This is a genomic window from Burkholderia territorii (assembly GCF_902833055.1).
Lineage (GTDB): Bacteria > Pseudomonadota > Gammaproteobacteria > Burkholderiales > Burkholderiaceae > Burkholderia > Burkholderia territorii.
The window spans coordinates 110,379-130,171 of record NZ_CADFEJ010000008.1 but is presented as its reverse complement, the minus strand read 5'-3'; the positions used below and the strand labels follow the sequence as shown (position 1 = coordinate 130,171).

The window sequence follows — 19,793 nt, the reverse complement described above, 5'->3', positions numbered from 1 at the left end:
GCAAGTCGCGCGGTAGATGCGCACTTCCAAACGGGGCACGGTCCGGACCGCGAAAAAAGCGCCGCCGAAACGGCATGCGGGCGCGTCGCGGTTCGAACGCGAACGCCGTCGCGCGGCCGGCACAGGTGTGTCGTGCGCCGTGGTCGAAATCGGCGCGAAAGCCCCGTGCGACGGGCATCGCGCGCATTCGCGGGGCGGCGTTCGGCGCGATGCCGAGCGGCCGGGCCGCACCGATTCATACGCATGCGGCATTCGCTCCGCGCGCCCGCGTCGAACCGGTTCGCGAGAAAATTCAAACGCGCGTTCCATTCGCGTTCGGGGCGCGAGGCCCGAACGTCGCGCCGGTCGACGTCCGATCGACGTCCGATCGATGGAAGAGCGGTATGCCGCCGCGCCCGAGGCGCGCGCGGCGGCACGGTGCGCGCTCGCCTACAATAGCGGCTTTATCGAACTCTTTTCAGGAGAAGTCATGACTGTCACCACGACCGCATCGGGCCTCAAGATCGAGGATCTGACCGAAGGCACCGGCGCGGAAGCGCAAGCCGGCAAGACCGTCAGCGTCCACTACACGGGCTGGCTGACCGACGGTCAGAAATTCGACTCGAGCAAGGACCGCAACGACCCGTTCGCGTTCGTGCTCGGCGGCGGCATGGTCATCAAGGGCTGGGACGAAGGCGTGCAGGGCATGAAGGTCGGCGGCGTGCGTCGCCTCACGATCCCGCCGCAACTCGGTTACGGCCCGCGCGGCGCAGGCGGCGTGATTCCGCCGAACGCGACGCTCGTGTTCGAAGTCGAACTGCTCGACGTCTGACGACGCCGCCGGCCGACGTCCTCCCGATGGAACGCATCCCGTCCCCCGCCGTCTCGCTGCGCCGTTACGACACGTGCGAAGCGTCCGACGTGCACGACTTTCACCAGATCGTGATCGGCGTCGACGGTGCGATGGTGATGGCGGTGGACGGCGTCGGCCAGCGCATCGACCGGCACGCGGCGTGGCTGATTCCTGCCGGCGCGCGCCATGACTACGCGGGCCTGGGCGACAATCGCCAGCTCGTGCTCGACTTGCCCGCCGCGTCGCTCGCAATGCCGCAGCGGCTGTTCGACAGCGCGCGTGCCGTGTCGATCGACCCGGCGATGACGTCGCTCGTCGCGCAGGTCGCGGCGGCGGCCACGCAACTCGACGGCCCGGGCAGCGACATGCGTCGCGCCCATCGTTTCCAGTGGCAGGCCGCCGTGCGTCTGTGCGAGGCGCTGCTCGGCGACATCGGCGTCGCCGCGCCCGCGGCGGGACTGGACTTCGCGCGCATCGACCGCTGGCTGCGCGCGCGGCTCGCGGAGCCGTTGCGCATCGCCGATCTCGCTGCGCACTGCGGCTATGGGATGCGCCGGTTTCATCAACTGTTCGTCGACGCATTCGGCGAAACGCCGCATCGCTACCTGCAGCGGCTGCGGCTCGACGCCGCCGTCGTGCTGCTCGCGGACGGCCGCCATCCGCTCGTCGACATCGCCGGCATGGTCGGCTTCGCCGACCAGAGCGCGTTCACGCACGCCTTCACGAAGCGCTTCGGCGTCGCGCCGGGGCGCTGGCGCGGCGAGCGGCACTAGCGCATTCGCGCGCACCGCTTCAGGCTGCCGGAAAGCCGCGTCACGGCTCACGGAGCCTCTCGGCCGCGGTTTATCCGGTAACGCCTCCGCCCCCGTTTTCGCCCACCTTCCGCACGACCGTCTCTGACGCCTTCAGCGGCCGGCCGTCGTCGTGCCGAAGCGCGAGCTTGCGGATCGCGCGGCCCGTCTTGCGCTCGACCAACACCGAATGCGGCTCGCCGCGCTCGAACAGGTTCGCCTCGCCCCACTGCCGCAACATCACGATCACCGGAAACAGCCCCTCGCCCTTCTTCGTCAACGCATATTCCTGATATGCGCTGCCGTCCGACGCGGGCACGACTTCGAATACACCCGCGTCCACCAGCATCCTGAGCCGGTCCGACAGGATGTTGCTCGCGACGCCCAGGCTCGCCCGAAAATCGCCGAACCGGCGCACGCCGTCAAACGCGTCGCGCACGATCAGCAACGCCCAGCGATCGCCGACGATATCGGTCGCCCGTGCCACCGGGCACGGCGAATCCGCGAGACTTCTCTGCCTGGCCATATTGATCTCCGCTGTCGCGCCGGTGCCTTCGCGGGCCGCCGGCCGTCCGTGCGCGAGCCCATTGCCCGCCGCCACACAGGTTGCATTTTAAAACTACTTTTCCTACACTCCGACTAGTTTCAAATTGCAACTACTTCAATGAGTGTGAGGCTCCATGGAATCGTCCTGCTCGGGATCGGCCGCGTCGAACGCGACATCGCGCACCGCGCCTCCGGCCGACATCGCGCGCGTGTCGACGGCGCTCGTCGTGCTGCTGGCCGTCTGCTGCGCGGCGAGCGTCGCGAACGTGTACTACGCGCAGCCGCTGCTCGACTCGATCGCACATGACTTCGGCGTATCGCAGGCGGCGGTCGGTGGCGTCATTACCGCGACGCAGCTCGGCTGCGCGCTCGCGCTGCTGTTCGTCGTGCCGCTCGGCGATCTGCTGAACCGCAAGCGCCTGCTCACCGTTCAGCTTCTGCTGCTGACCGCGGCATGCATCTGCGTGGCCGCCTCGTCGACGCGCAGCGCATTGCTGGCGGGCATGGTCGCCGTCGGGCTGCTCGGCACCGCGATGACGCAAGGGCTGATCGCCTGCTCGGCCGCGCTTGCCGGGGCCGGCGAGCGCGGCCGCGTGGTCGGCGCGGCACAGGGCGGTGTCGTGATCGGCCTGCTCGCCGCGCGCTCGCTCGCGGGTGTCGTGACGGATCTCGCCGGTTGGCGTGCGGTTTATCTGGTGTCGGGTGCGCTCGCGGTCGCGATGCTGGCCGCGCTGGCCCGCCTGTTGCCCGATGCGGACGCGCCGCGCGAGCGCATCGGCTACGCGGCGCTGCTCGGTTCGATGGTCGCGCTACTGCGCAACGAGCGCGTGCTGCGGGTGCGCGGCGCGATCGCACTGCTGCTGTTCGCGGCGTTCAGCATCTTCTGGAGCGCGCTGGTGTTGCCGCTGAGCGCGCCGCCGCATGCGATGTCGCATACGCAGATCGGCGCATTCGGCCTGGTCGGCGCGCTGGGCGCGGCAGCCGCCGCACGCGCCGGGCGGCTCGCCGATCGCGGCCTCGGCGAAGCCACCACCGGCACCGCGCTCGCACTGCTCGCGCTCTCGTGGCTGCCGCTGGCGTTCGCCGGTACGTCGATCGCGTTGCTGGTCGTCGGCATCGTGCTGCTCGACATCGGCGGGCAGGCCGTCCACGTCGTCAACCAGAGCATGATCCTCGGCGCGCGGCCCGATGCGCATGCGCGCCTCGTCGGCTGCTACATGCTGTTCTATTCGGCCGGCAGCGGGCTCGGCGCGATTGCGTCGACGATGACGTATGCGCACGCCGGATGGATCGGCGTCTGCGCGCTCGGCGCGGCGGTCAGCGTGGTCGCATTCGCCGTATGGGCCGTGACGCTCCGGCGTGCGTGACGCGTGTCGAAACGTCGAACACGAAGCGCGGCGTGCGTGGCGCGGAACGAAAAAGCCGGCGCGTCCCGATCGGGCGGCCGGCATGCGGAGCCCACGCATGTCCATGCACGGGCTCGACCGTCGCGGCGGCGTGCCGCGTTCGCTCACCCCGCCGCCTGGATCGCCTCTTCGTACACGCCGGCGACGCGTCGCGCGATCACCGCGTTGTCGAAATGTTCGCGCGCATAGCGCTTGCACGCGGCTTCGTCCGGCAGCGCGATCGCGCCCGAGAGTGCGCCGCCGAGCCCGTCCGCGATCGCCTGCGCCCCCGTCGACGGCAGCACGAGATCGTTGGACAACCCGGCCACCGCCTCCGGCAGCCCGCCGACCGGCGTCACCAGCACCGGCGTGCCGGACGCCAGCGATTCGACCGTGATCAGCCCGAAGCCTTCGAGCGCGACCGTCGGCACGACGCTGACCGTCGCCGCGCGGTACAGCGCCGCCAGATGATTGTCGGGCACGAACCCGAGCAGCTTCACGTTGTCCTGCAGCTCGGCTTCGTCGATGCGCTGCTGCAGTTCCTCGCCGATCTTGCCCTTGCCGGCGATCAGCAGCAGCACGTCCGGGTGACGGTGCTTGACGAGGCCGATCGCATCGATCAGGTCTTCCAGACCCATGCGCCGCACGAGCCGGCGCACCGCAAGCACGATCGGCCGGTCCTGCGGCAGTTGCAGCTTGTGCCGCGCCTCGGCCGGCGTGAGCGGCGTGTCGAACTGCGCGGTATCGACGCAGCCGGGAATCACGCGCACGCGCGACGGATCGATGCCGTAGCGGTTCGTCAGGATCTGGCCGAACGCCTGCGACAGCACGATCAGGCGCGACGAGCGCGTATAGACGGCCTGTTCGAGATAGCGCTTCGCGCGCTGCCCGAGCGACGCGGCGCCCTCGACCTGGCTCTCGTCGGCCCACGGGCCCTGGAAATGCGACACCTGCGGGATCCCGCGCGTCACGTCGAGGCCCGGGAACGTGTACAGCGCGAAGTGCGATGAAATCACGTCGGGCCGCTCGCTGCGGATCTGGTCGCGCAACGCGCGGCGCGCGGCGAGCATGCGGCGCGCGAGCGGCTGCGACGCGGGTCCGAAGCCCTGGATCGCGCCGCCCGTGTCGTCGGCGACCTTCGGCGAGCCGGCGACGAGCCCGCGCACCTCGACGCCCGCCCCGGGCAGCGCGCCGACGAGCGAGTAGTACATCCGGTCGAGGCCGCCCGCGCGTTCGGGGAACCAATGCATGCCGATCTGCAACGATTTGATCGGCCGGGAAGATTGGGACATTACGACTGCTCCTGCGTAACCGCATGCTCGACCCGCTCGAACGCGGACGGCTGCGAGGGTTGGCCGATGCGCCGGTAGAGCGCGACATACTGGGCGCCCATGTGGGCCCAGCCGAAACGGGTCATCAGTTCACGGGCCGCGTCGCCCATCGCGCGGCAGGTGTCGCGCGACGCCGCGAGCGCGCCGATCGCCTGTGCGAGCGCGGCCGGGTCGTCCGGGTCCTCCAGCACGATCCCGCAGTCTCGCGTGATGATTTCCGCGCCGCCGGCGGTGCGTGCGGTGACGACCGGCAGCCCGGCGGCCATCGCTTCGAGCAACGACAGGCTCATCGCTTCGTAGCGCGACGGAAACACGTATGCGTCGACCGAACGCATCAGCGTCGGCATGTTCTTCACGAGACCGAGGAAGTGCACGCGCGAATCGACGCCGAGCGCGCGCGCCTCGTCCGGATACGGGCTGCCGGGCAGATAGCCGGCCACCGCGAGATGGACGTTCGCTGGAAGCTTCGTCAGCGCCTTCAGCACGGTGCCGAGGTTCTTGCGCGGCGTGCGCAAGTCGCCGACGAACAGCAGCAGGAACGCATCGTCCGGCAGCTTGAACGCCGCGCGATCGGCCTGCGCACCCGCGAACGCGCTGCCGTCGACGCCGTTGTAGATCACGCTGATCTTGCGGCTGTCGATGCCGAGCCCGGCGATCTCGTCGGCCACCTTCTGCGACACGGCCGTGATCGCGCGCGAGCGCCGGTACGCCCAGCGCTCGAGTGCCGTATTCACGCGCGTGTAGACGTACTGGTAGGCCGACCACAGCCCCTTCGTCAGCCCGAACGGGTAATACGGGCTCTTGAACCAGCCGCCGTGCACGAAGTGCGCGGTGTTCACGTCGGCCTTGATCCACGAAATGAAGCCGTTCACGTGCAGCACGTCGTACTCGCCGCGATGCGCGCGCAGCCACCACGCGCTCTTGAGCGCGAACACCTGTTGCTTGACGAGATTCGACGGCCAGAAGCCGCCGACCTTCACCGGCACCCAGCGTACGCGCGGGTCGGCCAGCAGCTCGGGCGCGACATGCGACGCGACCAGCGTGACCTCGTAGTTTTCAGCCAGCGCCGCGCGCGCGATTTCGTAATTGACGCGGCCCTGCCCGTCGTTATGTCGCACGACGTGCGTGACGATCGCGATTCTCAATGGTCGCCTCCCCGTGAACGCGCGGCGGCCGGCAGGCGTTGCGCCTTCTGCCAGTGCGCCGCGGAAAGTATCGAAAAAATGGCCGTGAACAGCAGCAGGCCGCCCGTGCCGATCAGCGAGTTGGTGAACACGAGCATCGCGAACACCGACAGGCACAGGCTCAGGCATGCGCCCACGAACTTGTCCTTGCGCAGCCTGAACGCCGCGCGCAGCGTGCGGGCGAGCAGCATCACGACGCCCGACAGGTACAGCAGCGTGCCGGGCCAGCCGAGCACGAACGGCACGTTCATCACGCCGCTGTCGAAGCTGCCGTACTTGCCGAGCTCGCCGCTGTCGCTCGACAGCTTGGTGGACGCGCCCGTCGCGCCCATCCCCTCGCCGGCGACGTCGGTGAACGCCGTTTGCGCGAAGGTCGCGTAGAACTTGTTGCGGTCGTCGTAGCTGCGGTCGTCCTTCAGGTTCGCGATCGATTGCAGGCGCGCGCCGAGCCGGTCGGCCACCGGCCCGACGGTCAGCAGCGGCACGCATAGCCCGACGAGCACGACGCCGCTGATCAGGATGCGCATCCGCACGCGGTTGCTCGACTGCACGAGCTGGATCGCGAGCGCGATCACCCAGCCGCCCCAGGTCGAGCGCACGAGACACAGCGCGAACGACACGAAGCCGGCGGCGCCCGCGAACCAGCGGACCTTCTGCGGCGCGGCGAACACGAACACCAGCGCGCCCATGATCGCGAACGCGAACGGCCCCGACGAGTTCATCGTGCTGAAGACGCGGACACCGTACGGCACCGGCTCGCCCTGCGAGCCCATGTCCGAGCCGATCATCCACAGCACGTCCCACTGCGGCATCACGAAGTACTGCACGACGCCGTACACGCCCATCACGAGCATGCCCCACATGAAGGTGGACAACAGCACGTCGCGGTACTCGGGATAGTCGCGCGAGTTGACCATGATGTGAAAGCCGATCAGCACCGGATACACCCAGTTCGCGAGGTCGTAGGTCGCGGCCATCACGCCGCTCGACACGATCCCGACCAGATACGCATACGTCAGCCCGAACAGCATCAGCAGCACGGGAATCCCGCGCCGCTGCGCGAGCACGCGGTAATGCCTGAGCAGCCCGAATCCGGCGATCATCGTCACCGCGAGCGGCGCGACCTGGATCAGGCTCGTCGGCGTGAACGCGCCCTTCGACCAGTCGGCGAGACGCCGCACCTCGGGGCTCAGGAACCACACCCACCACATGAAGCCGACGTAGCGCGCCGGGCTCTTGAAATACAGCCAGATGCCGACCGCGATGGCCAGCACCGGAAACGCGAGCGTCAGCACCTTGCCCTGGTGAATGGCGATCAGCGCGGCGGTAAACGTCCACAGCCCGGCCTGCCCGACCCAGTGCTTGCGCTCGGGTAACCGGCTGCGGCTGCGCGACGGTGCGCGTTCGGCGGCAATCGTGCTCATCGACCGGCTCTCACTGCGACGACGCGCGCGAATCCGCCAGCGGCATCGCCAGACCGGTCGCCGCCGGCGTGCGGCGCCGGCGCAGCATGTCGCGCGTGATCCGCACGTGCTGTTCCGCGAACGCCTGCGTGGTCAGGTCGCGCTCGCGCAGGCACGCGGCCGCGGCACGCGCGCACGCGAGCGCGGCGGCCGGATCGGCGACGAAGCGATCGGCGGCCTCGCGCATCGCCGCCGTGTCGAACGCCGGCACGTAGGCGGCCGTGTCGTGCGGGAAGTAGTCGCTGAGCCCGCCGACGTCGGACACGATCATCGGCTTGCCGACCGCCGCCGCCTCGAGCATCACCGTGATGCCCGACGCGTGGAAGTTCGGCCGCAGCGGCACGACGATGACGTCGGCCCACGCATACAGCTCGTGCTGCTTCGCGAGACCCGAGGCCGAACCGATCTTCACGTTCGGCGCATGCCACTCTCGCGGCACGCGGCGCCGCGTCGCGAGCCGCACGTCGTAGCGCTCGTCGCCGCCGAACGCGGCGAGGAACGTGCGCCAGTCGCGGTCGCGGTCGTTGCCGATCGCGGCGATCCGCAGCGGCCGGTGCGGCTGCCACTGGCGCGGCTCCGTCGGCGGGAAGTCCTGCGTGTTCAGCCCGTAGTAGACGAACTCGGCTTCGCGCCCGAGAAAGCGGCGGCACAGCTCGGCGTTGTCGCGCGCGAGCGTCGTCAGCGCATCGGCGCGCGCGAGCAGCTTGCGGTACAGCCAGCGGCGCGGCGCGCCGAACGTGTTCCACTTGTCGAACAGCCACACGCTCTGCGCGAGCAGCAGCGGGTGCTTGCCGCGTGCGCCGGCGAGCTTCAGGATCAGCGCGGCGGCGAGATGCTCCTGCTCGGTGTGCGTCCAGATCACGTCGGTGCCCAACAGCGCCGCGCGATTGCGCCACGCGTGCACGACGTCGAAGCCGAGCGCCGCCTTCAGCGCACGGCGCGCGAGACTCGCGACGCGCCCTTCGCGGCCGTCCTGCGAATAAGTCAGCTGGAATTCGTCGGATTCCGCGTGGTGATAGCCGTACAGGCAGCCGATGTTCTCGCCTTTCCGATAAGTACGCGGATCGGCGCCGTAGAACAGGTGGACGTGAACCTTCGTGGAATTCATGCAAGCCCTCCGGGGATGGCGGCGCGCGCTGCGCGCGGCCCGTTCAAGACGTCACCGGCGGCATCGCCGCACGATGGGGGGCAAGGTCGGCGCGACGCGCATCGCGTGCGCCGCGGCGCACCGCGCGCCAGTGCTCGCGCACGCGCTCGCGCCGCGCGGTATGCAGCGACAGCAGCAGGTGCGCGAGGCCGGGGTAGACGCGCGTGCCGATCAGCGTCCACCACCACCACGCGATCTCGCGCCGCAGCGGCGGCAGATGCTCGCGCAGGATCAGGTGCAGGTTGTACGCGCCGTTGCTGATCGCATTCAGCGACGCGGCATCGCGCCGGTCGTCATCGAAGCGCTCGGCCGGAAAATGATCGACCGCGATCGCCGGGTCGTAGACGAGCTTCCAACCTTCGCGCTGCACCTGCATGCTGAAACCCATGTCGTTGTGCACCTGCGCACCGGCGCCGCGCAACCGCGTGTCGAAGCGCAGACGTTCGATCGCGGCGCGGCGATAGCTCATGTTCGCGCCCTTGAGCATGTCGACTTCGCGCGCGCCGCCCACGCCCAGATGATGATTGCCGATGATCTTGCCGGACAGCGTGAGCTGGCCGACGCGCTCGCGCGACTCGTCGAGCACGCGGCCCTTCTCGTGCACCCAGTCGCGGCCGCCCACCGCACCGACGCGCGGATCGGCGAGGAACACGGCTTCGACGCGCGCGAGCCAGTCGGCGCGCGGCGCCGCGTCGTCGTCGGTGATCGCGACGATGTCGCCGTTCGCCGAGTCGAGGCCCTTGTTCAACGCGGCCACCTGCCCCGGCACGTCGACCGGCACGATTCGCAGCGGCAGCGTGCCGCCGACCGACGGATCGGCGAGGCGCTCGTGCGTGGCGTCGTCCTCCGGGCGCGCGACGACGATCACCTCGTCGGGCAGCCGCTGCTGACGCTGCAGCGCCAGCAGGCAGCGCGCGAGGTCGGCGGGACGCCGAAAGGTCGGAACGAGCACGGAAATTTTCATCGAGGGTTCTCCAGTCGGCCGGGCCGGCGCTGCGCACGCCGGCCCGGTTTCGTGCAATGCCGTCAGGCGCTCAGGTATTCGTGGACGGCCGCATAGCCGCGGCCGTAGCCGCGCGCCTTCGGCGGCACGCCGTTGAAGATCCCGCCTTCCAGATCGACGCCCGCGGTACGCAGACGCTTGATCGCGTCGGCGATCTCGCCTTCGGTATGCATGCCCGAGCGCAGCACCAGGAAGGTCGCGCCGGCCATGCGGCCGATGATGGTCGCGTCGGTCACCGCCAGCACCGGCGGCGAGTCGATCAGCACGACGTCGTAGCGCTTGCCGAGCCCTTCGAGGTATTGCGGCAGGCGCGTCGACATCAGCAGCTCCGACGGGTTCGGCGGGCGCGTGCCGGCCGAGATGAACGACAGGCCCTGTACCGGCGTCTCGCGGATCGCCTCCTCGAGCGGCGACTGGTCGCTCAGCAGTTCGGACAGGCCCGGCTGCACGGTGAGGCCGAAGTAGCGGTCGAGCATCCCGCGGCGCATGTCGGCGTCGATCAGCAGCACGCGCTTGCCCGAATGCGCGAGCAGCACCGCGAGGTTGACCGTCAGGAAGCTCTTGCCGATACCCGGCGTCGGGCCGGTCAGCACGATCACGCGATTCTTAGCGTCCATCATCGCGAACTGCATCGCGGTGCGCAGGCTGCGCATGCTTTCGACGCTGAGGTCCTTCGGGCGCAGGCTCGCGAGGATCGGCCGCGCACGGCCGCCGCCCTTCTCGGCCATGGCGTCGAGCTTCACCTGCTCGGCGCTTTGCGGCACCAGCCCGTACAGCGGCAGGTTGAAGGTGCGCTCCACGCGATCCGGATCCTCGATGCCCTGGAACAGGTTGCGGCGCAGGAACACGATGCCGGTACCGAGGATCAGCCCGAGGAACACCGCGGCCGACAGGATCAGCACCTTCTTCGGCTTGACCGGATCGCCCGGGCGCAACGCCGAATCGACGAGGTGGATGTTGCCGCCCGTGCCGGCCTTCTGCACCGACAGCTCCTGCACGCGGTTCAGCAGCAGCACGTAGATGTCCTCGGCGACCTTCGCGTCGCGCTGGAGCTGGACGGCCTTCACTTCGGTCGCCGGCAGGCTGCGGAAGCGGTTGCTGAACTTTTCCTTCTCGCCCTGCAGCTCCGCGAGCTGCTGCTTCGCGGCGATCACCATCGGATGCGAATCGGTGAAGCGCTGCGCGAGCGACGCGAGCTGCAGGCGCTGGGCCGCGATCTGCTGTTCGTACTGCACGCTGCCTTCGAGGTAGACCTTCGCCTCGTCGCTCGCGTTGATCGAGCCGGACGTGCGCTGATACTGCGTCAACGCGGCTTCCGCGCGCTCGAGATCGGCCTTCAGGCGCGGCTCCTCGCCCTTCAGGAATTCGAGCATCTTGGTCGCTTCGGCCTGCTTCGCGATCACGTGCTGGTTCAGGTACGACTGCGCGAGCGCGTTCGCGATCGCGGCGGTCTGGCTCGGGTCCTTGCCCTCGAGCGAAATCTGCACGACGCCCGTCTGCTTGCCCTGCTCGGACACCTGGATGCCCGACTGGAAGCCGGTGATCGCGTCGAGGTCGTTGTAGCGCACGACCGTGAACTGCGTGCCCGGACGCGCGACCAGTTTCTGCACGAGCAGCGTGACGCCGCCGCCCTGCTCCGATTCGCCGACGCGGCCCGACAGCAGCCGGTTGCCGCTCGGGTCGACCAGCGTGTAGGTGCCGTTCGGGCCGGCCGTCAGCGTCAGCTTCTTGCCTTCGAGCGCGGGCACGACGTTGATCGCGTCGATGTCGGCAACTTCGCCGCCCCACGCGTACGACCGCAGGCCGAACCACGCGCGCGACGGCTCGCCCGGCGTCGCGACGCGCGCGGCGAGGCTGCCGATCAGCGGAATCGTCTTCGGCACGACCGAGAAGTTCAGCTTGAACTGCTCGACGACCGGCGCGACGACGCCGCGGCTCTTGATGATCTCGATTTCCGCGTCGGTCTGCGCCTGTTGCGGGCCGCTGTTGATCGTCGCACCCGTTTGCGTCTGCGTGAGCGCCTGCGACGTGTTGTCGTTGCTCTCGACCCGCACGTGCACGTCGGCCTGGTACACCGGTTTCGCGACGTAGCAGTAGAGGCCGGCGAGCGCGATGACGGTCGCCGCGATGCCGAGCAGCAGCCAGATGTCGTCCATCAGTACCTGGAGCAGCTGGCCGAGGACGACGTCCTCTTCCTCGGTTTTCGCGGCCAGATCCGCGTAGGCGTGTTTTGCTTGCGTGTTCACCATTCGTTCCCGCTTGAGTGGTGCCGGGGCGGAGGCGCCGCCCCGGCGGGCTATCAGCGCGTGATTTGCCGCATGTAGAAGATCGTCTGGATCGTCGGCAGCACCTGCTGCAGCACACGGTTGAACTGCACCGAGCTGGCCGTGCTGACGTAGACGACGTCGAGCGGCTGGAGCGGGAAGCGGCTCGACAGCATCAGCGCATCGGGCTGCGTCATGTCGAGACGGAACACTTCCGGCTTCGTCGGGTTGTCACGCATTCCGCGCATCACGTAGATCTTGCGCGGGTTCGCATCGGTGTCGAGGATGCCGCCGCCCGCCGTCAGCGCGTCGGCGATGGTCAGCCTGCCCTTGAGCATCGGCACCGTGACCGGCGTCTTGACCTCGCCCATGATGAACACGCGGCTGTCGCTGCGGTCCGGCACGTTGATGATGTCGCCCTGCTGCAGCATCACGTTCTGCTTCACCTCGCCGCGGTCGAGCACGCCGTTCGCGTCGAGCGTGTAGAGCTTGCCGTCGCGCGTGAGGCGCACGCGCTGCAGGTCGGCCTCGGCGGTCGAGCCGCCGGAGCGCGAGATCGCGTCGACGAGCGTCAGCGGCACGTCGCTCATCGCGAGCGGGCCGGGGGTCTTCACCTCGCCCGTCACCTGCACCTTCTGGCTGCGGAACGACAGCACGCGCACGTCGAGCTGCGGATTCTTCACGTAGCGCGCAAGGCGCGTGGCCAGCTCGTCGCGCGTCTGCGCGATCGTCTTGCCCGCCACGTGGATGCGGCCGACGAACGGGAAGAAGATCGTGCCGTCGGCGGCCACGGTCTGGCCATACGGATCGGCCTGGCCCGGCAGCGACGACGAATACGGCTGCTGCAGCGCGCCCGCGATGGTCTGCGTCGTGTTGCCGCCGCTCGAGAACGACTGGCCCTGCGGCGTCGTCAGTTCCGGGTGGTCCCACACGGTGACGCCGAGGATGTCCTGCGGGCCGATGTGATAGACGTACTGCGACGGATCGCTGTAACGGCCCGGCGGCAGCGGGTGTTCGACCTGCTGCTTCTGCAGCTGATCCATCACCAGCTTCGCGTCGATGTAATGAACCGGGTAGGTTTCGGCCTGGCCCTGGCGGCCGTCGTCCTTCAGGTTCGACGAGTCGAGATAGTTGCCGGGCGCGCTCGCGCAGGCCGACAGGAAAGTCGTCATCGCGACGGCGAGCGCCAGCGGGCGCATGGGACGTTTCAGCATAGTTTTTGCAGCCATCCTTGAACCAGACGTTCGATCAATGAGTAGCTCTCGCGATAGTCGGCCTCGGGGCCGCCATGCGGATCCGCGATCTCGGCGTCCTCCCACTTGCCGAGCAGGTGGACCTTGCCGCGCGCGAACGGATCGACCGATTCGACGGCCTTGATCTGCTCGCGCTCGCTGACGAGAATCAGGTCGGCGTCGCGCACGATCCGGCGCGACAGCCGCCGCGACCGGTGCTTCGTCGCATCGACGCCGCGCTCGGCGAGCAGTTGCCGCATCACCGGATCGATGCCGTCGCCGTCGTTCGCGCGCACGCCTGCGGAGTGAAACGTCACGCGCGGGCCGCCACGCGACGCCGCGTGCGACTTGAACAGCAGTTCCGCCGCCGGGCTGCGGCAGACGTTCGCATGACAGACGATCAGGATGTTCCGGAACATGGCGTCTCGAGTCGGGTTACGGGTCACGACGGCGCGCGGGTTACGCGTTCGCGCGCGCGGCGCCCGGCATGCGGGCGGCGACGGCCTGGCGCGAGCCGGGGCGGCCGATCGGGTGGTATTCGATGCCCAGCTCGCTCATCGTCTCCGGCTCGTACAGGTTGCGGCCGTCGAAGATCACGGGCGACTTCCATTGACGTCCGAGCGCGACGAAATCCGGGCTCTTGAACGCCTTCCACTCGGTGACGATCACCAGCGCGTCGGCATCGCGCGCGGCCTGTGCCTCGTCGTCGACGAAGGTGAGGCGCTCGAGCCAGCTCGGGTGATCCGCGAGATCGAGCGCGAGCACGCGGCGTGCTTCCTGCTGCGCGACCGGGTCGTACGCCGCGATGCGCGCGCCGCGCGACAGCAGCTCGGCGATCAGCTCGCGGCTCGGTGCCTCGCGCATGTCGTCGGTGTTCGGCTTGAACGCGAGCCCCCAGATCGCGAACGTGCGGCCCGTCAGGTCCTCGCCGAAGCGCGCGACGATCTTGTCGGCGAGCACGCGCTTTTGCGTCGCGTTGACCGACGACACGGCCTTCAGGATCTGCAGCGACTGGCCATGCTCGTCGGCGGTGCGGATCAGCGCCTCGACGTCCTTCGGGAAGCACGAGCCGCCGTAGCCGCAGCCCGCATACAGGAAGTGATAGCCGATGCGCGGATCGGAGCCGATCCCGCGACGCACGGCCTCGATGTCGGCGCCGAAGCGGTCGGCCAGGTTCGCGAGCTCGTTCATGAACGAGATGCGCGTCGCGAGCATCGCGTTCGCCGCGTATTTCGTGAATTCGGCCGAGCGCACGTCCATGTACAGCGTGCGTTCGTGATTGCGGTTGAACGGCGCATAGAGCTTCTTCATCAGCTCGCGCGCGCGCTCGCCCGGCACGTCGTCGTCGCAGCCGATCACGATGCGGTCCGGCCGCGTGAAATCGTCGACCGCCGCGCCTTCCTTCAGGAATTCCGGATTCGACACGACGGAGAACATCGGCACGTCGCCGCCGCGTTTCGCGAGTTCTTCGGCCACCGCCGCGCGCACGCGCTCGGCCGTGCCGACCGGCACCGTCGACTTGTCGACGATCACCTTGAAGCCCTTCATGTAGCGGCCGATGTTGCGCGCCGCCGCGAGCACGTACTGCAGGTCGGCCGAGCCGTCCTCGTCGGGCGGCGTGCCGACCGCGATGAACTGCACGTCGCCGTGCGCGACCGCTGCCTCGATGTCGGTCGAGAAGCGCAGGCGGCCGGCCGCGCGGTTGCGCGCGATGACTTCCTTCAGGCCCGGCTCGTGGATCGGCACGCCGCCGTTGTTCAGGATGTCGATCTTTGCCTGATCGACATCGAGACAGAACACGTCGTGCCCGATGTCGGCGAGACAGGCGCCGGTGACAAGACCTACATAACCGCTGCCGATGATAGTCAGATTCATGATGTGTCGGACCTCGTGACCAATGATTCGAAATTCGTGAAACCGGGGTGTCTGCGCAATGGCACCGCGTCAGTAAGCGTTGCTGCCGGTGAAGCCTTTCCAGAGCGTCAGCACGACGATCTTGATGTCGAGCCAGAACGACCAGTTCTGCATGTAGTACAGATCGAGCTTCACGCGTCCCATCATCTTCTCGATCTGGTCGGTCTCGCCGCGAAAGCCGTTGATCTGCGCCCAGCCGGTGATGCCCGGCTTGATCCGGTAGCGGAACATGTAGCCCTTCACCAGATCCTTGTAGATGTCGTCGTGCGCGAGCGCGTGCGGCCGCGGGCCGACGACCGACATCTCGCCCTTCAGCACGTTGATGAACTGCGGCAGTTCATCGAGGCTCGTGCGGCGCAGGAAGCGGCCGATCGGCGTCACGCGCGTGTCGTTCCTGGTTGCCTGCGTGACCTGTCCCGCGACCTCCTGATGCACCTTCATCGAGCGGAACTTGTAGATCTCGAACTCGTGCCCGTCGATGCCCTTGCGCTTCTGGCGAAAGAACACCGGGCCGGGCGACGTGAGCTTGATCAGGCACGCGATCACCAGCATCGCGGGCGCGAGCGCCGTGAGTGCCGCCAGCGCGAACAGCCGGTCGAACACGAACTTCGGCAGGATCCGCACGTCGGTGATCGGCGACGCCGCGAGGTTGATCGCCGGCACGCCGAGCACCTCGACCACTTCCTGGTTGAAGAACGACAGCGTGCGCACGTCCGGAATGAAGCGGATGTTCACGAAGTCGTGGCGGAACACCGTCACGATCTGGTGAATCCGGCGTTCCTCCGTGATCGGCAGCGTGAGCCACAGCTCGCTGATCGCGCGGCTGCGCACCAGCCATACCAGCGATTCGAACTGCCGCTCGATGCGCACGTCGTCGAGCGCGACTTCGCCCGGCGCCTCGCTTTCGTCGTACACGCACACCGGGTTGAAGCCCGCTTCCGGACGCGCCCGCATCTGTGCGATCAGCCGTCGCGCCGCCGGCGTGCCGCCGACGATCGCCACCGCCTTCAGGTTGTAGCCGCCGCGCCGCAGTTGTCGCAGCACGACGTGCACGCATGCCTTCGAGCCGGCAAGCAGCGCCATCGTCGCGAGCGCCCAGTAACCGAGCCACAGTCGCGACAGGTCGCCCGACTGGTGAAAGCTGAAGCTCATCAGGATGCCCGCGAGCTCGACCACCAGCCACGCGAACGCGACACGCCCCACCAGCCCGACGAGACGCTTGCCGCGCCACGACTGGTAGATGCCCATGGCCGGAAAGAACACGACGACCAGCAGGCAGTCGAACAGCACCATCGTGCGCTGCAGGTCGTTGAGCCAGATGCTGCCGCCGTGCAGCGCGGCGGCGATCAACGCCCCCAACACGACCATCGCGATATCGATGACTCTCGCCAGCACGCTCAACATGTCCGCTTCCTCTTTGAACAGGCGTTTGCCGAACAGCTCCTCGTGCAGCCCGTGCCGCACCTTCGATTCAAACGTTGCATGACGCTATTGAAGCGACAAGAAAATCGCCCCTCAAGCGCACAAGTATTTCGAAAAATAATCGGAAATTCTTGCCGCGACATTCTTGAATTAAATCGGCAGGTTTTCCCGAATCGATCGCAAATCGGGATTTTTTCGGCAACTTTACGGTTCCCGTAAACCCTTTGCGGGACGGCGATCCAGCCGGATTTGCCGAATTATTTTTTATTTTTTTATTTGCATCGCATGCTATCGAGGAAAAATTTCCCTGACACGTGCGCGACGAGTATCGTGCAAATCGCCCGGTTTTATTGTCGATTTACTTCATGCTACAAACAGGCACTGACTTCAATCGAGGAGAGTGTCATCATGAATGCTCCGGCCGTGGCAGCCGATACGCGCCCTTCTTCTTCCGCCGCAACCGACGCCGCAACGCGTGTCGCGGTGCAGCCGGTGATTCTCGCCGGCGGTTCGGGCACGCGTCTGTGGCCGATGTCGCGCGAACACTATCCGAAGCAGTTGATCGGCCTGCTCGGCGATCATTCGCTGCTGCAATCCACCGCGCTGAGACTCGACGGCCTTGTGACCGGTCATCCGCTGAACGACGACGTGCTGATCGTATGCGGCGAAGACCACCGCTTCACGACTGCCGAGCAACTGCGCCTGACCGGCAAGCGCGCATCGATCATGCTCGAGCCGCTCGGCCGCGACACCGCGCCGGCGCTGACGCTCGCCGCGCTGCGAATCGTCGCCGGCGGCGGCGACGCCGTGATGACGGTGATGCCGGCCGACCACGCGGTCGCCGACCAGGCGCGCTTTCATGCGGCCGTCGCGGCGGGCGTGCACTGCGCGGCGCAGGGCAAGATCGCGACGATGGGCATCGTGCCGGGCCGCGCCGAAACCGGCTACGGCTACATCCGCGTCGGCGCGCCGCTTGGCGACGCCGCCACCGGCAACCTCGACGTGCGCCGCCTCGACCGCTTCGTCGAGAAGCCGCACCTCGAACTCGCGCAGCAGTACGTCGCATCCGGCGAATACTGGTGGAACAGCGGGATCTTCATCGTGCGCGCGTCGGTGTGGCTGAATGCGATCCGCGAGCTCGAGCCCGAGATCCTCGCGGCCTGCGAGCAGGCCGTCGCGCGCGGCCGGGACGACGGCGACTTCTTCCGCGTCGATCGCGACGCGTTCGCCGCGTCGCCGTCGAACTCGATCGACTACGCGGTGATGGAGCGGCTCGTGAGCCTGCCGCAGCTGTGCGAAAGCGTCGTCGTGCCGCTCGACGCCGGGTGGTCGGACGTCGGTTCGTGGGACGCGATCTGGCAGATCCTGCCGAAGGACGAAGCCGAGAACGTCGGCCGCGGCCGCGTGCTGTTCGAAAACGCCGAATCGACCTTCGCGCATGCGGAAAGCCGGCTCGTCGCGTGCGTCGGCACGCAGAACCTCGTGGTCGTCGAAACGCCCGATGCCGTGCTCGTCGCCGACAAATCCCGCGTGCAGGACGTGAAGAAGATCGTCGGGCGCATCAAGGCCGAACGCGGCGCCGAAGCGACCGATCACCGCAAGGTCCATCGCCCTTGGGGGCATTACGACTCGGTCGACATGGGCGAACGCTTCCAGGTGAAGCGCATCGTCGTGAAGCCGGGCGCGCGATTGTCGCTGCAGATGCATCACCATCGCGCCGAACACTGGATCGTCGTGCGCGGCACCGCGCGCATCACGCGCGGCGACGAAACCTTCCTGCTGTCCGAAAACGAATCGACGTACATCCCGCTCGGCGTGTCGCACCGCCTTGAGAATCCGGGCAAGATGCCGCTCGAGCTGATCGAAGTGCAGTCGGGCGCCTATCTCGGTGAAGACGACATCGTCCGCTTCGACGATACCTACGGACGCCAGTGACGCAATGCATGCCGCGCGCGCCGTCTCTGCGGTGCGTCCGGCATCGACTGCATGGCGAGGACAAAAAAAAGCGCGGGCGCCGTGACGGACGGCGACCCGCGCGTTTTCGTTCGGACGACGATCAACCTACGCGATACGCGTACTCGCGGCGATCCGACTGCACCGGGTCGTTGCGGCTCTCCGCCAGCGCGCCCGCGCGGCGCTCGGCGATGAAGCGCTTGATGTCCGACTCGGCACGCGCCAGCGCGGACAGGCCGGCCAGCACCTCGCTTTGCGGCGTACGCACGGGTTCGTCGCTGGCGCCATGGCGATCGATCCACTGACGCGCCCAGTCGAGCGCGTACTGCTCCGCTTCCTCCGCATCGGTGAAGCGCGGGCCGATCAGGCCCGAGCGCTCGACACGCCGGTCGTCCTGCATGATCTCGGCCCATGCGCGATACATCAGGTTCTGCACCGGCTGCGCGCTGCCGTAGATCGTGTAGCCGCGGTATTCGTCGACTTGCGGCTCGGCCGCGGCGAAGCTCGCGGCGGACGGACGCCCGTGACGCAACCCCGCTGGCTGCGCGCCCGGCACCGCGAACGATGCACCGGGCGACGCGACGGCGGCGGCGTTCGGCATCGCGGTCAACGTCGCGCCTTCGCCATCCCAAACGTTTGCCCGAGCGACCGGCAGTTGCCACGACTCGGGGTTCTGCCAGAACACGCCGCGCAGACGATCGTTGTCGGGCACGGGCTCCGCGCGGCATGCCGGTGCGGCCGGCGCCGGCGGCGGCGGCACGTACGCGAAAGTGCGCCCGCTGAACTGGGTCAGCACGTCGATCATCTGCAGCAGCGTGCCGTTCGCGAGCCACTCCTCGTAGCGACGGCGGCACGTCGGCCCGGACGGATAGCGGCCGGGCAGCTTGGACCACGCTTCACCGGTCGTGAGGATCCACAGAACCGCGTTGGCGACGACGCGCGGTTCGGCTCGCGGGCGGCCTCGACGGTTCAGCCGAATGGGTTCATCGGCGATCAGCGGTGAAAGTCGAAACCACTCTTCATCGGTAAGCTCATCGAAGAACATAGTTGATTTCTCCACGCAGCCAGGCCGGGGCTGCGATTGTCGGCGCCGTCGTCACGCATCGCGTCACGCGGCGGCCCGGTTGCACATTATGGTTATCCGAATGTTGTGCATGCCGGTGCGACACCGCACTTTCACGGTGCCGCCATTCACGGCAATGGCGCACAAATCACGGTCTCACTCCAATGTGGGAATTTTTGTGCACGAAGCATACCATCCTCAGGGTTTATCTCAATATGACAATGACTTAATGTTACTCACTGAAACAACCTCCCAAGGATGCG

Annotated in this window: 16 protein-coding genes; 4 read left to right on the top strand and 12 right to left on the bottom strand. The window is 67.9% G+C overall.

What is annotated here, in order from left to right; genetic code table 11:
- The first annotated feature begins 469 nt into the window (after positions 1 to 469).
- Positions 470 to 811 carry an FKBP-type peptidyl-prolyl cis-trans isomerase gene (locus tag HW466_RS16845; protein ID WP_059450863.1) on the top strand — a complete coding sequence of 114 codons (342 nt, stop codon included), beginning with the start codon at positions 470 to 472 and terminating at the stop codon, positions 809 to 811.
- A gap of 26 nt (positions 812 to 837) precedes the next feature.
- Positions 838 to 1,605, top strand: coding sequence for an AraC family transcriptional regulator (locus tag HW466_RS16840; RefSeq protein ID WP_059770400.1), 768 nt, complete (start codon positions 838 to 840; stop codon positions 1,603 to 1,605).
- A gap of 70 nt (positions 1,606 to 1,675) precedes the next feature.
- Here HW466_RS16840 and HW466_RS16835 read toward each other — a convergent pair whose 3' ends face one another.
- The gene (locus HW466_RS16835; protein ID WP_151006424.1) at positions 1,676 to 2,149 is read right to left on the bottom strand and encodes a winged helix-turn-helix transcriptional regulator; all 474 of its coding nucleotides are present in this window, start codon (positions 2,147 to 2,149) and stop codon (positions 1,676 to 1,678) included.
- A gap of 154 nt (positions 2,150 to 2,303) precedes the next feature.
- Between HW466_RS16835 and HW466_RS16830 the strand changes: the two genes are divergently transcribed.
- The gene (locus HW466_RS16830; RefSeq protein ID WP_174905669.1) at positions 2,304 to 3,536 is read left to right on the top strand and encodes an MFS transporter; all 1,233 of its coding nucleotides are present in this window, start codon (positions 2,304 to 2,306) and stop codon (positions 3,534 to 3,536) included.
- A 143-nt stretch (positions 3,537 to 3,679) separates the two neighbouring features.
- Here HW466_RS16830 and HW466_RS16825 read toward each other — a convergent pair whose 3' ends face one another.
- The 10 genes from HW466_RS16825 to HW466_RS16780 form a co-directional block, all read right to left on the bottom strand.
- The gene (locus HW466_RS16825; protein ID WP_174905668.1) at positions 3,680 to 4,846 is read right to left on the bottom strand and encodes a glycosyltransferase family 4 protein; all 1,167 of its coding nucleotides are present in this window, start codon (positions 4,844 to 4,846) and stop codon (positions 3,680 to 3,682) included.
- Positions 4,846 to 6,030, bottom strand: a complete 1,185-nt coding sequence (locus HW466_RS16820; protein ID WP_059503623.1) for a glycosyltransferase family 4 protein — start codon at positions 6,028 to 6,030, stop codon at positions 4,846 to 4,848. The genes HW466_RS16825 and HW466_RS16820 overlap by 1 nt, the downstream gene beginning before the upstream one ends.
- A complete protein-coding gene (locus tag HW466_RS16815) occupies positions 6,027 to 7,493 on the bottom strand; it encodes a chorismate mutase family protein (protein WP_059450715.1) in 1,467 nt (488 codons plus the stop codon). Before HW466_RS16815 ends, HW466_RS16820 begins: the two co-directional genes overlap by 4 nt.
- Before the next feature lie 10 nt (positions 7,494 to 7,503).
- Positions 7,504 to 8,640: a glycosyltransferase gene (locus tag HW466_RS16810; RefSeq protein WP_174905667.1), complete on the bottom strand. Its 1,137-nt coding sequence runs from the start codon at positions 8,638 to 8,640 to the stop codon at positions 7,504 to 7,506.
- Positions 8,641 to 8,683: 43 nt separating this feature from the next.
- The gene (locus HW466_RS16805; RefSeq protein WP_059503629.1) at positions 8,684 to 9,643 is read right to left on the bottom strand and encodes a glycosyltransferase family 2 protein; all 960 of its coding nucleotides are present in this window, start codon (positions 9,641 to 9,643) and stop codon (positions 8,684 to 8,686) included.
- A 62-nt stretch (positions 9,644 to 9,705) separates the two neighbouring features.
- The gene (locus tag HW466_RS16800; RefSeq protein ID WP_059450712.1) at positions 9,706 to 11,931 is read right to left on the bottom strand and encodes a polysaccharide biosynthesis tyrosine autokinase; all 2,226 of its coding nucleotides are present in this window, start codon (positions 11,929 to 11,931) and stop codon (positions 9,706 to 9,708) included.
- A gap of 50 nt (positions 11,932 to 11,981) precedes the next feature.
- Positions 11,982 to 13,160: a polysaccharide biosynthesis/export family protein gene (locus tag HW466_RS16795; RefSeq protein WP_059450711.1), complete on the bottom strand. Its 1,179-nt coding sequence runs from the start codon at positions 13,158 to 13,160 to the stop codon at positions 11,982 to 11,984.
- Positions 13,154 to 13,597: a low molecular weight protein-tyrosine-phosphatase gene (locus HW466_RS16790; RefSeq protein WP_059450710.1), complete on the bottom strand. Its 444-nt coding sequence runs from the start codon at positions 13,595 to 13,597 to the stop codon at positions 13,154 to 13,156. Before HW466_RS16790 ends, HW466_RS16795 begins: the two co-directional genes overlap by 7 nt.
- Positions 13,598 to 13,637: 40 nt before the next feature.
- The gene (locus HW466_RS16785) at positions 13,638 to 15,053 is read right to left on the bottom strand and encodes a UDP-glucose dehydrogenase family protein (protein WP_059450709.1); all 1,416 of its coding nucleotides are present in this window, start codon (positions 15,051 to 15,053) and stop codon (positions 13,638 to 13,640) included.
- Between the two features lie 69 nt (positions 15,054 to 15,122).
- The gene (locus tag HW466_RS16780; RefSeq protein ID WP_059950031.1) at positions 15,123 to 16,496 is read right to left on the bottom strand and encodes an undecaprenyl-phosphate glucose phosphotransferase; all 1,374 of its coding nucleotides are present in this window, start codon (positions 16,494 to 16,496) and stop codon (positions 15,123 to 15,125) included.
- Between the two features lie 426 nt (positions 16,497 to 16,922).
- Here HW466_RS16780 and HW466_RS16775 point away from each other — a divergent pair, with 426 nt between their 5' ends.
- A complete protein-coding gene (locus HW466_RS16775; RefSeq protein ID WP_059793238.1) occupies positions 16,923 to 18,449 on the top strand; it encodes a mannose-1-phosphate guanylyltransferase/mannose-6-phosphate isomerase in 1,527 nt (508 codons plus the stop codon).
- 121 nt (positions 18,450 to 18,570) lie between these two features.
- Here HW466_RS16775 and HW466_RS16770 read toward each other — a convergent pair whose 3' ends face one another.
- On the bottom strand, positions 18,571 to 19,512 hold the full coding sequence (locus HW466_RS16770) for a transposase (protein ID WP_151006019.1): 942 nt from the start codon (positions 19,510 to 19,512) through the stop codon (positions 18,571 to 18,573).
- Positions 19,513 to 19,793: the final 281 nt, after the last annotated feature.